At 35.6% G+C, this 18,278-nt stretch carries 14 protein-coding genes; all 14 read left to right on the top strand.

Annotated features, from left to right (window positions below; genetic code table 11):
- Window positions 1-205 precede the first annotated feature (205 nt).
- The 14 genes from BUA60_RS09060 to BUA60_RS08995 all read left to right on the top strand — a co-directional run bounded on the left by BUA60_RS09060 (window position 206) and on the right by BUA60_RS08995 (window position 17,828).
- A complete protein-coding gene (locus tag BUA60_RS09060) occupies window positions 206-1,189 on the top strand; it encodes a nucleoside hydrolase (protein ID WP_072861415.1) in 984 nt (327 codons plus the stop codon).
- Window positions 1,190-1,198: 9 nt separating this feature from the next.
- On the top strand, window positions 1,199-2,176 hold the full coding sequence (locus tag BUA60_RS09055; RefSeq protein ID WP_072861414.1) for a phosphotransferase: 978 nt from the start codon (window positions 1,199-1,201) through the stop codon (window positions 2,174-2,176).
- Window positions 2,177-2,365: 189 nt separating this feature from the next.
- Window positions 2,366-2,965, top strand: coding sequence for a DUF6642 family protein (locus tag BUA60_RS09050; RefSeq protein ID WP_072861413.1), 600 nt, complete (start codon window positions 2,366-2,368; stop codon window positions 2,963-2,965).
- A gap of 455 nt (window positions 2,966-3,420) precedes the next feature.
- Window positions 3,421-5,154, top strand: coding sequence for a helix-turn-helix domain-containing protein (locus tag BUA60_RS09045; RefSeq protein WP_072861412.1), 1,734 nt, complete (start codon window positions 3,421-3,423; stop codon window positions 5,152-5,154).
- Between the two features lie 161 nt (window positions 5,155-5,315).
- On the top strand, window positions 5,316-5,735 hold the full coding sequence (locus BUA60_RS09040) for a hypothetical protein (RefSeq protein ID WP_143153163.1): 420 nt from the start codon (window positions 5,316-5,318) through the stop codon (window positions 5,733-5,735).
- A gap of 23 nt (window positions 5,736-5,758) precedes the next feature.
- Window positions 5,759-6,619 (top strand): SDR family oxidoreductase, encoded by an 861-nt coding sequence (locus tag BUA60_RS09035; protein WP_072861410.1) that lies wholly within the window; start codon window positions 5,759-5,761, stop codon window positions 6,617-6,619.
- 597 nt (window positions 6,620-7,216) lie between these two features.
- Window positions 7,217-7,789 (top strand): Crp/Fnr family transcriptional regulator, encoded by a 573-nt coding sequence (locus BUA60_RS09030; RefSeq protein ID WP_072861409.1) that lies wholly within the window; start codon window positions 7,217-7,219, stop codon window positions 7,787-7,789.
- 118 nt (window positions 7,790-7,907) lie between these two features.
- Window positions 7,908-8,390 carry a cupin domain-containing protein gene (locus tag BUA60_RS09025; RefSeq protein WP_084532545.1) on the top strand — a complete coding sequence of 161 codons (483 nt, stop codon included), beginning with the start codon at window positions 7,908-7,910 and terminating at the stop codon, window positions 8,388-8,390.
- A 30-nt stretch (window positions 8,391-8,420) separates the two neighbouring features.
- Entirely contained in the window at window positions 8,421-9,521 is a 1,101-nt protein-coding gene (locus BUA60_RS09020) for an L-dopachrome tautomerase-related protein (RefSeq protein ID WP_084532544.1), read from the top strand.
- Between the two features lie 133 nt (window positions 9,522-9,654).
- Window positions 9,655-10,593: a cyclase family protein gene (locus BUA60_RS09015; protein WP_072861407.1), complete on the top strand. Its 939-nt coding sequence runs from the start codon at window positions 9,655-9,657 to the stop codon at window positions 10,591-10,593.
- Window positions 10,580-11,827 (top strand): MFS transporter, encoded by a 1,248-nt coding sequence (locus BUA60_RS09010; protein ID WP_449371708.1) that lies wholly within the window; start codon window positions 10,580-10,582, stop codon window positions 11,825-11,827. The genes BUA60_RS09015 and BUA60_RS09010 overlap by 14 nt, the downstream gene beginning before the upstream one ends.
- 12 nt (window positions 11,828-11,839) lie before the next feature.
- Window positions 11,840-12,778: an aldo/keto reductase gene (locus BUA60_RS09005; RefSeq protein ID WP_072861406.1), complete on the top strand. Its 939-nt coding sequence runs from the start codon at window positions 11,840-11,842 to the stop codon at window positions 12,776-12,778.
- A 56-nt stretch (window positions 12,779-12,834) separates the two neighbouring features.
- Complete coding sequence (locus tag BUA60_RS09000; RefSeq protein ID WP_072861405.1) at window positions 12,835-13,794, top strand: TIGR03571 family LLM class oxidoreductase; 960 nt, start codon at window positions 12,835-12,837, stop codon at window positions 13,792-13,794.
- Between the two features lie 1,154 nt (window positions 13,795-14,948).
- A complete protein-coding gene (locus BUA60_RS08995) occupies window positions 14,949-17,828 on the top strand; it encodes an NACHT domain-containing protein (protein ID WP_143153154.1) in 2,880 nt (959 codons plus the stop codon).
- Window positions 17,829-18,278 lie beyond the last annotated feature (450 nt).

Genomic DNA, 18,278 nt, shown 5'->3' with positions numbered 1-18,278 from the left:
GAAAATTACCCGGTGGGTAGATGTAGATTATGTAGGCAAATTAGGGAATAGTGCAATTTCTGTGCTATTCCCTAATTTGCTATATAGTATCGAGCATCTGCCCAGCCTATAGACTTTTAAAAAATATATGTTCTCAATATTACATTGGTAATGTTCCATCCATTTGTACGACCAAACGCAGGATCAACATTTATAGAAAGATTGAATGCAGCAGCAAAACAATAAACTCCGGACATTTAAAACCCTAAATTATCATAAAGCTATTCGCATCGCTTTGCTTCAATTTATAATTCCACTATTCCTTTTCGCACATATCAGTGTAGAAGCTCAGGTAAATGATGGACGGTTACCCATCATTATTGATGCCGATACGGCAAATGAGGTAGATGATCTTTATGCCATCGTACGGGCAATTGTAGAGCCCAAGTTCAATATTCTGGGCCTTACTTCGGCCCAGTTTCATACCTCACCATTGGCAACGGATAGCAGTGTTTATGAAAGCCAAAGAATTAATGAAAGCATACTTCAGTTAATGGGGCAGAAGGCCATTCCGCTTCCTTTGGGGAGTAATGTACCCCTAAGGAACATTGCAGAACCGGCCAGTTCTCCTGCTTCACAGTTTATAGTTGAAATGGCGCATAAAATGCGTGTCGGTCGAAAATTGAATGTAGTTGTTTTAGGGCCTTGTACCAATATTGCCAGTGCAATTTTGGAGGATCCGTCCATTATACCAAAATTGAAAGTACACTATCTTGGTTTTTGGCATAATGTGGAAACCAATATGTATGACAAAAAGGAATTCAATTCAGGAAACGACCCTAAAGCGGTAGAGATTCTGCTAAATACCGAAGGTCTTGATCTTACTATAATGACAGCAACTACCAGCCAGCACCTGGTGTTTACAAAAGCGGAAGTAGATGCCAATTTAAAGAATAGGGGAGGTGTCTCCGATTATCTTATAAACCGATGGGAAACCTATGAACGCTGGTGGACCAAGGACGATCCGGAAAAGAAAAGCTGGATTATGTGGGATGTCTCTATCATAGAAGCACTCGCACATCCCGAATTATCCAAAACCGAAACTTTTATGACGCCTAAAGAAAATACGCAACGCCTAATAAATATCCATACCGAAATGGAGGTAGGAAATATGAAAACAGATTTCTGGCAAAGCTTAAAAAAAATATAAAAATACAGTATGTACCTAGACGCTACTACTTCAATTTTGCATGTTGGGAATTGTTTAAGCAATATTGGTTTTTTTGATCCAAAACACGAACAAATTCTCTCCGTTGAAAAGCCCGGTGAGGGCAACATGAACGTTGTCCTTAGAATCCGTACCAATAAGCGTTCCTTTATTGTAAAGCAATCGCGTCCTTTTGTTCAAAAATATCCGCAGATAATGGGGCCCATTGAGCGTATTGACGTAGAGTATCAATTTTACAAAGCAGTTACAAATAAGGCAATTGAATCCCATATTCCTGAAATTCTAACCTATAATGCAGACCATCATTTATTGATATTGGAAGACTTGGGGGATTGTAAGGATATGTCATACCTATATGATGAAAGAAATATCAAAACTTCCCAGCTACATCGGCTTTTGGATATTGCTTCGCAAATCCATAAATCCAAACCTTTGGAATACCCTAAAAATATGGAGTTGCGCTTACTTAATCACCAACACATATTTGTACTGCCATTTTTGGAAGCAAGTGATTTCTCCCTATATACCATTCAGGACGGACTAGAGGAACTAGCGCTTGGGTATAGAACTGATAAAACATTAAAAAAGGAGATTTCCAAGGTGGGACAACAATATCTGTCCCAGGGCAATGTTCTTTTGCACGGTGATTATTATCCTGGGAGTTGGATGACAAAAGGAGACCACATCTATGTAATTGATCCAGAATTCAGCTTTATGGGATTTGCCGAATTCGACATAGGGGTACTGGCGGCACATAGTATTATGATTACGATGGATATGGCTTGTCTCCGAACAATAAAAGTAGGGTATCCTGGTAGGCTGAACGAACAATTACTGGCCCAAGTGGCCGGCATAGAGATAATGCGCCGATTGATAGGTTTGGCCCAACTGCCTTTAAAAAGATCTCTTCAAGAAAAAAAGTTACTCTTGGAGATGGCCAGGGGTTTGATTTTGAATAAGAGCAGTTAAAAATTGGCCATCTTCATTGATTTTTTTCTTTCTAAAAACTTCTTTCAAAAAATAATAGAGCACTTATTGCCTTGCCAAGGGCAGGAAGGAGGGTAATGTATGTGGAATGGTATTTTAGTTAAAAACGCTGAAAAACTAGAAGAGTTGCAGTAATTTTGTGTTGAACATACTTTATATAATTTCAAAAACTTGCTAGAGAAAAGACGTCAGTTGCCCCAGGAACAATTTATGGATACAGATTATTTCGTTTATTGTTTGGAAGGTGTTCCAGACATAGAAACGGACAAGGTTACCGAAACACAGGAAAACCTGGGGCAATTGGCCATGAAGTATGGGGTAGCCAGCATATATAAAACCTGCGACACCATTGAAGGATTGGAAGATAGCCTAAATGCATTGGTTTTGGACGACCATCATTTTAAGGATTATGAAATCATCTATTTGGTCATTTCCGGTGAGGCCAATAGTATTTGCCTAAATGGCTACTACTATAGTTTGCAGGAAATTGCAGAACTATTTGAAGGAAGGTTAAAAGGCAAGATTTTACATTTTTCAAATGCAAAAGTGCTGGATTTGGACGAAGAGGAAGCACAATATTTTTTGGATATCACAGGAGCAAAAGGTGTTTCTGGCTACGGTAAGGAATTTAATGGAATAAGTAGCGCAAATCTTGATAAGGCATTCTTCAACTTATTTAAAGAAGATGATAATATGCTGGATGTGGTAGAAGAGTTGCACCAAAGACATTACAATGCCTGCAAATTGCTAGATTTTAGATTGTATTATTAGTGAAATTCAATTTTGAGAAGTCAGTAAGAAGCACTGAAAATTGAAAGTTGAACTAATCCCGCTTTTTTCAGCGGGATAGTGCGCGGGTAAAGTTGATACCATCTTATTTGATTTTTTTCTTTCTATAAACTTTCATCTTTAAAGCTAAAGGCACTCTTATTATAGGAGCCAAAGCCTGTCCTGAGCTAAGTCGAAGGGATAGGAGGGAAGTGACACCGAACTTGTCGTGAGCTGCATGAATTCCTTTTGCACAAAAAACTAGTTATGTATAAATGCCCGCCATGACCTTCGGGCAGGTACCCCTATTCGGTACGGGCGGGACTGCCTGTTCATCAGACAGGAGTGGAGAGGGTTCTTTGTGTAATTAATTTTAAGGATTTAATTTTATAGATTTGTTTTAGAAAATCAACACTTTGAACAATCAAAAATCAATAGCAGTTTTACCATTTGTTAATATGAGCAATGATATTGACAACGAATATTTCTGTGACGGAATTACTGAAGAAATTATAAACGCACTAACAAAAATTGACAAACTTAAGGTTATTGCCAGAACCTCATCATTTGCCTTTAAGGGAAAAGATATAGATATCAGAAAAATTGGGGGGCAACTAGGGGTAAGTACGATTCTTGAAGGAAGCATTAAGAAATCCCAGGAAAGGGTTAGAATTACGGCCCAATTAATAGATGTTGAAGACGGTACGCACTATTGGTCTAAAAAATTTGATAGGCAATTAAAGGATATTTTTGATTTAGAAGATGAAATTAGTTTAGCAATAGCCGAAGAAGTTCGAAACAATTTTGGACATTTTGAAATTCAAGAGCATTTAATAGAACAGTCAACAAGCAGCGTAGATGCCTATCAAATGTATTTGAAAGGACGTTCTTTTCAATTGAAATGGACACCAGAGGGCCTTAACCAGGCCATACACTACTATAACCAGGCCATTGCATTGGATAAAAATTACGCCAAGGCCTATTATGCCAATTTACAATGCTATGGGTTATCGGCAATGTGGGGTTATATACCTTATGAAGAAGCTATGGAGTCGGCCATCAACAATTTGCTTATGGCAAAAGAATTGGACTCCTCTTTACCGGAATATCCTTTGTCTTATGTAGGAAAGTTTTTTTGGGAAGAATGGGATTTTAAGAATGCCTACATTCATATTAAGAAAGTCTTGGCCATTAACCCCAATCATATTGACGGCTTAGAAGCTTTAACAGAGTTGTTCATAGCGCTTGGTTTTTTTGACATGGCCTTACCATATGCAAACAAACTTTTAGAGGTAGATCCGCTTTCTGCAAACAATCATTACACATTGGCGCATATTCACTATTTTCAAGGCTTATTTGACAAAGCCCTTGAAAATGTCGATTACGCGTTAACACTTAACCCTGAACTAGAATTAGCGCATCATTTAAAATGCTTTTGTTTAATATGGCTGAACAAAAAACAGCAGTTTCAAGAATTTATAAACAACACCTCATTAATAGAAGAGAAAAATTTATTGTTTAGACTTGTTAACGAAAAGCATAGTGACGTTCCCCGTCAAATTATTGAAAAATGGTCTAGGCTCAGTAAAGATAAAACCATGCTGGTACCTTATGACGTGTTTATTTTGGCCAACTCACATCACACGGCGACGGCCTTTTCTCTCTTAAAGGAAATGATCGACCAAAGACGCGGGCAAATCATTAACTATAGGCAAGAACCATTTTTAAAGCCCCTGCATAAAATAAATGGTTTCACGGAGCTGCACCGGTCAAATTTATCGTTTAATGATATCACATCTACCAAGAAAGATGAAGAGAAAGCAACAGCAAATGTTTTGGATAAAGACCAAATAAAGACACTAAAAGGCAAATTACTTTCCTATTTTAAGGAAGAAGAACCTTTTTTAAATCCTCAATTAAACTTAAATGTCGTTGCTCAGGTTTTGGAGCTGAACAACAATAAAATATCATTTCTGATCAATCAGGCGTTTGATGTTAATTTTAATGACTTTGTTAATTCTTATCGCCTCAAACACTTTAAATTGATAGCACTCGATGCTAATAATTCTCACCTTACCATTCTTGGGTTGGCTTATGATAGTGGTTTTAATTCCAAAACCGTATTCAACACCTATTTTAAAAAAATAGAAGGGGTAACCCCTAGGGCTTGGATGAAAGCCAACTCATTGTAAACCTCGCCTATTTCGTTTCAGATTATAATTTAGAACGATTTGCCCAATAATCCGGTGAATCTTTGCTGCATAATTAATAATCAAAAAACGATCATTTAATCTATAAACACATGAAAAAGTTAGCGTCAATAATCACTTTACTTACATTGTCAGTAGTACATATGTATGGGCAAGAAATATCGAAACAAGCATTTGAGATCAAGGTCATTACAAGTGTAGAATCTATCATTCCAAGCGGGCTGGGACGATCGCGTTTAATTTCGTCCAACGACCAAAGGGATTACAAACAATTTACCTCTAGTAGAACAGAAGAAAACAATAGCAGAAACAAATCGAAAAGAAAGGATATTAGACTTAAAAATTTTGAAGAAACCAAATTATTGAACTTTTATAACCTAGGCGGAATCCGGTTTCAAAATATAGCCGCCAATGATGCCTTAATTTCTTCAAAATTAACCGAAATGCTTTCTGAAGGTTGGGACCTTATGTTCATAACCAGTGCCGTAGAAAGCGATGCGGGGAAAAACGATGACAACGGTATTTTTATTACCCGCTATATTCTTAAAAGAAAGTTCAACTAAACTGGCCTAAAATAGTTACCTAAATGAAGCATACCAACATATTATTGGCGGGCGCCACAGGCTATTTGGGCAATTATTTATTAAATGAACTACTAGATAATAAAAATCAGGTAATCGCTATTGTACGTAATCCTGATAAGTGGCAAAATAGTAATGAAGACTATTTGGAGATAAAACAGGCCGAGGTTACAAAGGCTGAAACATTACGAGACATTTGTAAAGGGATAAACACGGTAATATCCACGGTTGGCATTACAAAACAAAAAGATGGCCTAACCTATATGGATGTAGATTATAGGGCCAATATGAATTTGCTCGAAGAAGCTAAAAAAAGTGGTGTAGCACAATTTGTATACGTTTCTGCCATTAATGGCGACAAATATCGGGATTTAAAGATTTTTGAAGCCAAAGAGAAGTTTGTCGCTGCCTTAAAATCTTCAGGGCTCAACTATACCATAGTGCGGCCAAACGGTTTCTTTTCAGATATGGGCCACTTTTTACAAATGGCCAAATCGGGTCGTGTGTTTTTGTTTGGATCTGGCCATCAAAAATTCAACCCTATTCATGGCGCGGACCTTGCAAGGGCCATTGTAGCTACCTTGGATGATGACAATAAGGAATTGACCATTGGAGGCCCGGATGTTATGAGTCTTAATGAAATTGCCAAACTCGCCCTGACCGCTTTGAACAAGCCCATAAAAATCATTCATTTACCCGATTGGTCAAGAAAACTAACCATTCGGTGTTTAAGATCTTTCACAAGTGTTACAACCTATGGCCCTATGGAGTTTTTTCTGACCCTGATGGCGGAAGACAATATTGCATCAACTTATGGACATGAACATTTAAAAGATTTTTACCTAGAAGAGGCCAAAAACCTATAAGAATTTAGAAAGATCAAAATAGCCTGATTCATTCCGCCAGCGCGCCAGCTTTCTTGATTATTGCTTCAGCCACTGGCTAAACCAATAATCCGGCATAAAAATGGAAGGTCTGAAAGACCTTTTGTTTTTTGAGCGTGATGGTTCGTGGGCTAAGTTGTTGTCATCTTCTTTGATTTTTTTCTTTCTAAAAGCTTTCCTTTCAAAAGGTAGTGACGCCCACGAAGGAGGTTCACGAGGTCCTATATAATTAAATAGAAATGACCCGAGTAAACACCTGCCCGACTTTGCCGTTCAGGCGGGCTTATTATGCGAACCGACGGTAGGAGGGAAGCGACACCGAGGAACGAGGTGCATGAATTCCTATAAATAGAAAATAACTAGCCATGAATAAATGTGTGTGGAATGAAAATTTAATTACGTGACTGTTCAAAATTAATATAAGCCCTTGGTTGATTATTTGAATGTTAAAAACTATTTACAGTAGTATTATTTTAATATTCGTTAATGCTCAAACACCTCTATTTTAAATATTTATAATCATTTAATGGCGTTATTATTTTTATTTGCATATTAATTAAAGTGAAGTATTTTTACTTTATGGAGGATAAGTTGCTGTTGCTAAGACAACATTTTGAAGAAATAGTTTCTTTAACTGATGATGAGTGGAAGTTCGTAAAATCACACTTTGAATATAGAAGCTTGAAAAAGCACCAATTTTTAATCCAAGTGGGGCAACCTGTAGATTTTGAATATTGGATTATCAAAGGCTTGGTAAAAGCGTATTCCATAGACCAAAAAGGCAAAGAACATATTCTTCAATTTGCAATGGAAGACTATTGGGTTAGCGACCATTGTGCTTTTCAACATCAAGAACCAGGGACCATTTTTGTTGATTGCCTTGAAGATTCCGAATTTTTCTGTTTGTCATTAGAGAACAGGGAAAAGATTTGCTTTCAAGTACCTGCTGTCGCCAACTTTTTCAGAATTAAATCCAATCACGGCTATATAAATCTACAGCAAAGAATCCTTTCTTTACTTACAATGACCGCAGAAAGTAGGTATGAATACCTTTTAAATAAACTTCCGAAATTAATACAACGCGTTCCTAAAAAATTAATAGCTTCTTATTTAGGCGTATCCAGAGAGACTTTAAGTCGTTTTAACAGCTAAGAGTGACCTAAGTCACTTTTCAAAATTGATATACATCACAAAAAATCCGTGATGTATGTCCTCGCACACCCCTTGGTTTTCATAGAATTTTGTATCGAACAATTAAATACAATGTACTATGAAAACTACAAGAACACTTTTTCTTCTATTTACAGTAATTGCCATTGGTTTTAGCGCCTATGCACAAGAAGGCAAAAGACCATTAATGGGTAACTCTTACGGTATTATTAATATTGATGAATACGTAACGCTACTCCCTAAAAGTCACAACGGAATCATTAAAGACATTAGACTATTAGACCGCGAACACGCAGGTGTAAGAATCTTTAGGTTGTATGATGAAGTACCTATGCATTACCACGCTAAATCTGATGCCTACCTCTACATTTTAAATGGCAAAGCAGAATTTTATGTAGCTGACAAAGGACCTGTTGTTGCAGGGAAAGGTGACCTATTATTCTGGGGTAAAGGCACAGCACACGGAAACGGAAAAATTTTAGAAGGTCCGTTAGACGTACTCGTTTTTGATGCCATTGCCAGAGACCCTAGCGATGTTATCTGGGTAGATCCTTCAACCCAAAAGAAATTTTTAGGCAACTAATCAAATCACATTCAATTTTTAAAAACAACAATGATGAAAACAATATCGATAATAAAAACAGTCTTGTTCGCATTTCTAATGAATTTTACAATGTTAGCACAAGCACAACTAGAAACAATAGCAACATTTCCCGAAGCAAGACCAGGTAATATTACCGTGTCCAATGACGGAAGAATATTTGTAACAATGAGTGCCTTAAGTGCTTCAAAATATATGGTGAAAGAAATTTTACCTAATGGAGAAGCCATTCCGTTTGGCGATAAAGAATGGATAGTAAAACCACAAAACGGAAGCCTAAAAGGTATCAATTCAACTATTGGTATACAAGCTGATGCTAACGGAATACTTTGGGTGTTGGATATGGGTAATGTAAAGCAAAATCAGGCTCCAAAATTGGTTGGTTTTGATTTGGTTACCGGTTACGTAACAAAAGTTTTTCCTATTCCGAATACCGTTCTTTCACCTAAGCCTTTTTTACAGGATTTTGTGATTGATGTTAAAAACAACACTGCTGTAATTGCAGATATGACCGATGCTTTAAATCCGCCAATTGCTCCAGCTTTTGTTGTGATTAATTTAGAAACGGGTTATATAAGACGAGTTTTAGAAGGGGATGCTTCATTATTGGCTGCTGATGAACCGGTGAAAATTCACGGTAGATTAGTTTCTCACAAAAGAAACGATGGTACTACCATTCAACCAAGATACCCTTTAAACCCTATTTCTATTGATGATGAAAACAACTACATCTACTATGGTGCAATGGGAAACACCAAAATATACCGTATACCTTCTGCTGTATTAGCTAATGATAGTAAGCAAGATAGCGACCTTAATAAGTACATCGAGTTTTATGCCAACAAACCAAAATCTGACGGATTTAAAGTGGGTGCAAACGGTAAAGTCTATGTAACCGATGTTGAAAATTCAGCCATTGTAGAAAGTACGCCTGCTGGAATGAAAATCATTGTGCAATCTAAAAATGACTTGTCTTGGCCCGATGGTGTTGCCATACACGGAAACTACTTGTATATCGTAGCAAATCAGCTTCATAACCTTCCCTTATTAAATGAAGGAAAAGATGCTAGCAAGCCTCCTTATTTGGTATTAAAAATAAAAATTGAAGAGTAAATATCTAAAAAAAATGGGCGATGTATGAGCATTATTAAATGTGACATACATCACTTTAAAATGGTGATATACATCCTCGCACACCCCTTGCTTTAATCGGAAATTTGTATCAGAAATTTAAAAACATATAAAAATGAAAACAATAGTAAATACATTAAAAACAATGGCGTTAGCAGCTGCTCTTTTTACTTCTGTAACTACAAACGCACAACAAGTACCAACATCACCTTATGGTGCAGATGACGAAATTGGTGCGTTAAATCTTCTTAATGAAGAAATAGTTTTAGATGCAGTAAAATTGGTAAAAAAAGGAAAAGTATACCGCTTAGGAATGGTGGTAAACGCACAAACTGCAGCTTTCCGTCACAGATACTTTCATATTGAAACTTTACAACCAGAAACTGCTGCTGCAGGTTCTAACAAATTTACATATGTAGATGACCAGTTAATTGGTTGGACAGGTGTTGGGTCTCAAATAAACGGATTGGCACATTACGGTAGAGACAATGTGCACTACAACGGACACAAAGTAGAAGATTTTTTAACAGTTTCTGGTGTAAAAAAATTAGGTCTAGAAAAATTACCGCCAATAGTTACTAGAGGTATTGTATTGGATATGCGCTCTTATTACAATCAGGATATTGTAAAAGAAGGTACTGTTTTTACAGTTGAAGACATTGAAAAAGTAGCCAAAAAACAAGGTATTGAAATTCGTAAAGGAGATGTAGTGCTGTTTTACACAGGATGGACAAAATTAATGGGTAAAGATGATAAACGCTATTTAGCTGGTGGTCCTGGTATTGGTACTGAAGCTGCCCATTATTTAGGTAAAAAAGGAATTGTGGCAGCAGGTGCAGACAACTGGTCTTTTGAAGCGGTACCACACGAAAACAGTTCACTTTCTTTCCCTGTAAATCAAATGATGGCGACTGAATATGGTGTACAAGTATTGGAAAATATCCTGGTAGATGAGTTGGTAGAAGATAAAACATGGGAATTCCTTTTTGTATTAGGTCATCCTTTATATGAAGGCTCTACGCAAGTACAAATAAACCCTGTTGCCATTAAATAACAATAACAAAAAACAATTAGAAATTATGGAAACATCAACAATACATAGAGATACTACGGTAGCCAAAAAGAAGAGTCTACCAGCTGCATTATGGGCATTGACCATTAGTGCTTTTGCCATTGGAACAACGGAATTTGTAATTGTAGGTCTGCTATCTACCGTTGCAAATGACCTAGGCACATCATTAACATCAGCAGGATTATTAGTTAGTCTGTACGCCATTGGTGTGGCAATTGGCGCACCAATATTAACCGCCTTAACTGGTAAAATTCCAAGAAAACAGTTATTAATGGGCATAATGTTACTATTTATAATTGGTAACGGATTAGCAGCAATTTCACCAAGTTTTGAATTATTGCTGTTGTCGAGAGTCGTAACAGGTTTTGCTCACGGTGTATTCTTCTCCATCGGTTCTACTATCGCAGCTAGTTTAGTTCCAAAAGATAAGCGAGCAACTGCCATTTCTATAATGTTTGCCGGTCTTACTGTGGCAATTGTTACTGGTGTGCCTTTAGGTACTTACATAGGTCAAAATTTTGGATGGAGAGCGACATTTATTGGTGTTGCCCTGTTAGGGTTAATAGGCACAATAGCTAGTTTGGCATTGGTACCTAAAAACATAAAACAATCAGCTCCATTACGACTTATAGACCAATTAAAGGTGATTAAGAATCCGTCTATTTTATTGGTGTTGGCCATTACCGCATTTGGTTACGGTGGTACGTTTGTAACTTTTACTTATTTAACACCGCTATTGGAAGAAGTGACTGGTTTTTCTTCAAATATGACCAGTGTATTTCTTTTAATTTATGGTATCGCCATCGCCATAGGAAATATTATTGGTGGTAAAGTATCTAACAACAAACCAGGAAAAGCATTATTGGTAATGTTTGCGTTACAAGCCATTGTGTTGTTTGTTTTATACTTCACGGCTTCTAGTCAGATTTTTGCAATAATAACCTTGTTTTTTATGGGAATACTTGCATTTTCAAACGTACCAGCATTGCAATTATACGTAGTGAAAATGGCGGAAAAGTACTTACCAGGAACCGAAGATGTAGCATCTGCATTAAACATTGCAGCATTTAACGTCGGTATCGCCATTGGTGCTTATGTTGGCGGAATGGTTGTAGAATCGAGCTTAGGTATTGAAGCCACACCTTGGGTAGGTGGTTTACTAGTCATCATAGGATTCTTGTTGACCTTAGTTTTATTCAAAAAAGAAAAAATATAAATAGTATAACTAATGACTACATTAAAATTTAGAAATAACGACGAAATGCCAATTTTAGGCTTAGGAACGTTCCGTTCTGAACCTAATGAAGTGTACAATGCTGTACTTTCCGCTATTAAAATGGGATACAAACATATAGATTGTGCTGCTGCTTACGGAAACGAAAAAGAAGTAGGTAACGCAATTGCCGAAGCGATACATCAAGGTTTGGTTACACGTAACGATTTATGGGTGACTTCAAAACTTTGGAATGCTTCCCACGGAGCGGAAAATGTGATTCCTGCGCTGCATCAAACTTTAGAAGATTTGCAACTAGATTATCTAGACCTGTATCTTATCCACTGGCCAGTAGTTTTAAAAAAAGGAACCGAAATGCCAGAAAAAGCTTCCGATTTTATTACATTATCAGAAGTACCATTAACAAGTACTTGGAAAGGGATGGAAGCTGCTTTGGAACAAGGACTTGCAAAGCATATTGGCGTAAGCAATTTCAATGAAAATCATCTTAAAGCAATAATGGCGACAGCAGTGCATCAACCAGAGATGAATCAGGTTGAAATGCATCCATTTTTACAGCAGGAAGAATTAAAATCATTTTGTCTACAGAACGATATTCTGCTAACCGCTTACGCGCCTTTAGGTTCGCTTGTAGACGAAAATACTAAGCTACGCTTGTTGGAAAATGACACGATAAAAAACATAGCTAACTCAAGAAATATGTCGCCTGCGCAAGTAGCATTGTCGTATACTATTCAACGAGGCGTTGCGGTAATTCCAAAATCTACTAATGAGTCGCGATTACTTCAGAATTTAGAGACTTTAAACCATACGCTTACTAAAGAAGATATGGCGTTGTTGAAGGATTTAGACAAAGGTCACCGCTTTATAGATGGCAAATTTTGGGAAGTTGAAAACGGACCCTACACTGCAGATAACATCTGGAATGCCTAATCCCATAATTCATCAGGTGTCTTAGCGGATGCCTGATGAATTTAAAAACACACACTATGAACCCATTTGATAAATTATACAAGCCAGGTAAAATGACACTTGGCATAGAGTTTCCTCTAGATAATGATTGGTCAACAGAAGGTAACAGCAAACGTTTAGAAGATAATAGACCTTTTGGCGTGCCCGATATTTCTAACCATTTAGCATTGGCACAACAAATTGACGAAGCAGGCTTCGCCGCTTTATGGATGCGGGATGTTCCGGTGTACGACCCTAACTTTGGTGATGGTGCACAATTGTTTGACACCTTACCATACTTGGGCTATTTATCTGCTGCTACCAAAAACATTTTGTTGGGTACGGCTGCAATAGTATTACCCTTACAACAGCCTATAAAATTAGCGAAAGCTGCTGCTACCATAGAAAACTTAAGCAATGGCAGACTCTTGTTGGGCTTAGGTTTAGGAGATAGACCTGTGGAGTTCCCGATATATAATATCGATTATAAAAAAAGACACGAAATCTTTAGAAGCAATCTTGACATTATCAAAGAAGCTTGGAAAACGAATAGCGATTTAAAATCTAAATACGATTTTTTAACCAGCGATATTGAGGTCTATCCTAAACCGAAAAAAGACATACCTCTTGTAGTCGCTGGTCATTCCGGACAAAGTATTAATTGGATTGCCAAAAACGCGCAAGCTTGGTTTAATTACCCACGACCCGTAGCAGAAACTTTAGAAAACAGAAAATATTGGTGTAATGCTTTGTATGTTGAAGACCAAGCGTCAAAACCTTATATTTCTGCCATACATTTAAACTTAGACCCAAATGATAATGCTACTTTTAAACCACAACGTTTTGGTGGTTCAGTAGGTATTAACCATCTCACCGAATATTTAAAAGAATATGAAAATGTGGGTGTAAACCATATGGCGATAAATCTAAGAAAATCTGAAACACCCGTTAAAGAAGCAATTGCTAAAATTAAAGAAGTTGTCTTACCTGAGTTTTAATATGATTTTGAAAACAGCCTAAGTGAATTTTGGTAAACGCAATAAAAAGTAGCGATCCAGCGGATGATTACTTTTTTCGGCGAGATGAAGCGTTGGCCTTGTAGCTAATAGTTATCCTTAAATAACGTAACGGGTGGAGTAGGGGCTTAAGGATTACGCTGGATCCTAAAATTTGGGGACTGAGCCGTATACCCGCTCGTACCGAAACTAGTACCTGCCCGAAAGGCAAGGCGGGCTTTCGGGCAGGTTGTTTCCAATTCCGATAGCGATCGGAACTGTAAGCCTTGAAATCGCAAATACCGTATTAGTCAATGCCAACGCTACAACTGGCCCCAAAATTTTAGAGATACTTAATCTCTAAAATTTGCGTTCTATTTGACATAATGTTAGAGCACTTAAACTAAAGCTTCAACATCTGGGAGTAAGGTAGTGCTAAAAAGTTGCGGTAAGTTGACAATCCTACCGGGCGTAAGCAGGAATCTCCAGAAAAATTTACAGCCGTATCATCACGCAAAAATTCCAAAGATTCTAAATCATTGGACTTTTGTTGGGCACATGTAAGTTATAAATATTAGCTGTATTTAAGAATAGCTCATAATTCGCGTATTTGAAATTTCATGGGCTTTTGTACGGAATATTGAAACTATGCTGGTGGTTCATATTTGTATTATAGCATAGCTATACCGAGACTAAACAATCTTTCCAGTAAAACGGCTTTTACATACGCGATAAAAATTGATGACCCAGTGGGTGATTAATTTTTTCGGCGGGTTGATGGCGTTGGACAAGTAGACAAAAAGTTTAATGGAAACGAACTCTCCAGTAAAACGGCTTTTACATAATGGCTAACGATATAATACGCTATCGCGTAAGTTATATCTGCAATTATGTAAAATGCAAGCATACGCCGTTTTACCCTATAGACATATTTGTTCTATAATGTTCTGCGTTATGTAACTTGAGCTTTGGTTAAAAGCGAAAGTTGTTACTATAGTTTCTTGAAAAAATTTATTCTAAAATGTTTCTTTTACCATGTTAATGGAACACTTTTTATGCGACGACGTAGGAGGGGAGCGTAATGGGTGTGGAATGGGATTATTAAGTAATTATTTCAAATTGGTTTCGTACTTTTAACAACTATATCAATGCAATTTATGGAGTCAACTAAAAAAATAGATAATTTAAAAAACATTTCATTCCAAGAACTTTCTGAACTAACCAAAACAATATTTAAAAGCTTAGGCTATTTTAACTTACAAACAAAAAACGAACGTTGTATAGTCGGAGATATTAAAACTGGAATTACAACATCTAAACATGGATTTATACTCTATTTAGATGCTTTTACAGGTAGTAATGCTGACATGAATACATTTTGCAACCCAATAAATGTAAACGCAGAAAAATATGATTTCCATACTTGCTATTTGATAAGTACAAAAAATATATCAAGTGGTTTTAGAAGAAAAGTAAAACTCAAATATAACCTTGAATTTATTGATAGAGATGACTTAATAAAGTTAGTTGATGAACACTTGCCAAATTTTTGGAATCATCAAGATTTAGAACTTTTAGAATATGAGAAACATTTCTTGAATAATATAGCTAAAGATGGAGAGTTAAAAAGACTAAAAATTTCTGAAAAGACATATGATAAATTATTGAGCATTTTTATCGAGCCAAGAATTTATCAATTAAAAGAAGATAAAGAGTCTTCAAGTCCTGTTTTGGTGAAATTTGATAGTAAAAAAATCCTAAGTATAAAAAAACCTGCTATCATAGCGGGTGACACAGGAGCTGGTAAGTCTACATTTTTAAGAAAAATTGGCGAAACATGTATAAATGAGACTAGTGGCGTTAATAAAAAGAAAATCCCTGTTTTTATATCAACAGTAGATTTAATTGCAAGCAAGTATAATATTGTCAATGCTATTAATAAATGCCTAAATGGTTTTTATGAAGGAAATTTTATCAAAGCCTTAGAAACAAATGATATATTATTGCTTGTTGATTCTATAGATGAGTTTGACAAAAAAGTTCAAAAAAGTATATTAATTGAATTAGAAAGTTTATTCAATGATTATAAAATAAATTATTTCATTGGAACTCGACATATTGATAATGGTTTTAATGAGCATATTAATCAGGAAATGGCCTATTTTAATATGGAAAAATTTAATGACTATCAGATAAAAAACTTTATTTCTAAATTTTTTCCAAATGGTTCTAGAGCAGATAATTTAATAAATGCATTGAAAGAAAATAGAATTCTAGAAAGATTACCAATAACACCTTTATCAATATCGTTAATTTCAATTCTTTTTGAAGAAAAGAATTTTGAAATACCAGCTACTATTTCTGATATATATGACAATTTCAATCAATTACTTCTAGGTAAAACTAATGTAGAAAGTCGTTTCGAATTTATTGATATTAATTTTAAAGAAAGGATATTATCACATTATGCTCTCCATGTAATGACATCTGAAAATAAAGTACCTCTCACAAAAGATGAGTTTATAGTGTTTTTTAATAAATATTTTGAAAATAAAACACAACCATTAGCTGAAGATAAATTGCAAGAATTCCTTCTATTCCTTATTGAAAACACAGGTATTTTGTTTTTGAAGAATGGTAAATATGTTCAATTTAAGCATGATTCTTTTATGGAATATTATTGTGCGATTGAAATATTTAAGCACCAAAGAGATAAAGAAAGTTACTTAGTTGACAATTTTTTTGACCCGAATTGGCAAAATTCAGCCATTTTTTATGCTGGAAAATCTAGAGATATGCCACAGTTTTTAGAGAAAATTACGGATAAAGTCAAAAACGCCAACAATCTGAATAATTATTTTGGTGGTGTAATGGGTATTGGTTATTTACTTCAAGCCCTTTATCAAACTGATAATGTTTTAAGAAAGGATTCTTTATTAACAGCTCTTAATATCAATATTAAAAGCTACGAACTATTGACTAAAATTGCATCTGATGAGCAAATGGTCTCTTTCAAAAACATGAAATTACCATTCATAGCAATGATTAACATGTTTTATTTTTTCGAAAACTTTAATTCAATTACAATTAAAACGCCACTTCAATTGGCATTTGCAGATATTTATAAAGAATATGAAAAGGACGTTACAAATGTAACAAGTGGTTATAAAGCCTTAAAGCTTGCTGTAACTCTTAATTCAACAAGAATTAATTCAGAAGTAGAATTAGAGAAATTAATTTACAATTCGTCCTTTTTGAACAATCAGTTTTTGTTGCTATTAGCTGATATTGGGGTTTCATTGTTTAAAGGAAATAATTATAATGACTTAAAAAAAGAAATAGGTAAAAATATTGATGGTAAAAATGCAGTATCAAAGCTATTACTTGATACACCTGCGAAAAAATTAAGGTTTACAGGGCTTGACCAAATTCGTTCAAGTAGAAAGGTAAATATTTATACTGAAGGCAAATCTGATGTTGAAATAATTGAACACGCATTTATGAAATTGACACAAAATACTGACCCATATTGGTCAATTAAAGCTTGCGGTAATATTACAGGTGGTGCTACAGAACTGCATGGTATGCTGATGAAATGTGTCCCAATGGTTAAAGATGATGAAATTGTAATCGGTATTTTTGATAATGATGCAAAAGGTATACAAGAATTTCAAGGGTTAAATAAGGGTGTTTATAAATTAATAGATGGTTCTAAAAGAGTTAAAAAGCATATAGCTAAAAATATTTATGCCATTAAATTGCCAATACCTCCATTCAGAGAACAATATTTAATTAAAGACCAAGTATTTAATTATTTTAGTATTGAGCATTATTTTGAAGATGATATTTTATTAAAAGAAGGAATGATTAAAGAAACTGTTATTCCAGATATTTTTGAAATACATGACAAGAAGAAAAAGAAATTTTCTGAAGCAATTAGAAAAATAAATAATCCTGAGGTTTTTAAAAATTTCAAGTTTTTGTTTGAACAGATAGATGTCTTAGCAGAAGTCGATAAAGTTGATTACGAGTACTAAACTCGACCTCATAAGATTTTGGGCAAAACAATAGGTAAGGGTAGCGGTGGCCAGAAGAAAATGCGGGCCGGCGATGGGTGAATTTGTGGCTTAACACAAAGAGCCATTGCCCTGGGCTTTGTGTTAGGGCGTGAAACGCCCCGTGGCAGCGCCACAAGACACAAAGAGAGCAGGGAAGCATATTTTCTTCTTGATTTTTTGTTTCTTTTTTATCAAGAAAAAAGATAGAATTAAAAGGTTAAAGGTTCCATTGCTGAATTTATATTTTACATAATATTAAAAGCACTTAAAGTTAAGCTTGAACCTTAGGATAGTGGTAGCAAGTGCTAAGAATTTTGCTCTTAGAGAAAATTTTAGCTGTTGCGGAAGGCTAACCAACAGTTTGTGAAATTTTTCTTTCCAGAATTTCCAATTAAACCAAAGGTCTCACTAGTGCCGAAAAGCTGCGCT

Origin of the sequence: Arenibacter palladensis (genome assembly GCF_900129275.1) — a bacterium.
Taxonomy (GTDB): domain Bacteria; phylum Bacteroidota; class Bacteroidia; order Flavobacteriales; family Flavobacteriaceae; genus Arenibacter; species Arenibacter palladensis.
The sequence above is the reverse complement of the archived record's forward strand: the minus strand, read 5'-3'. Positions and strand labels throughout refer to the sequence as shown.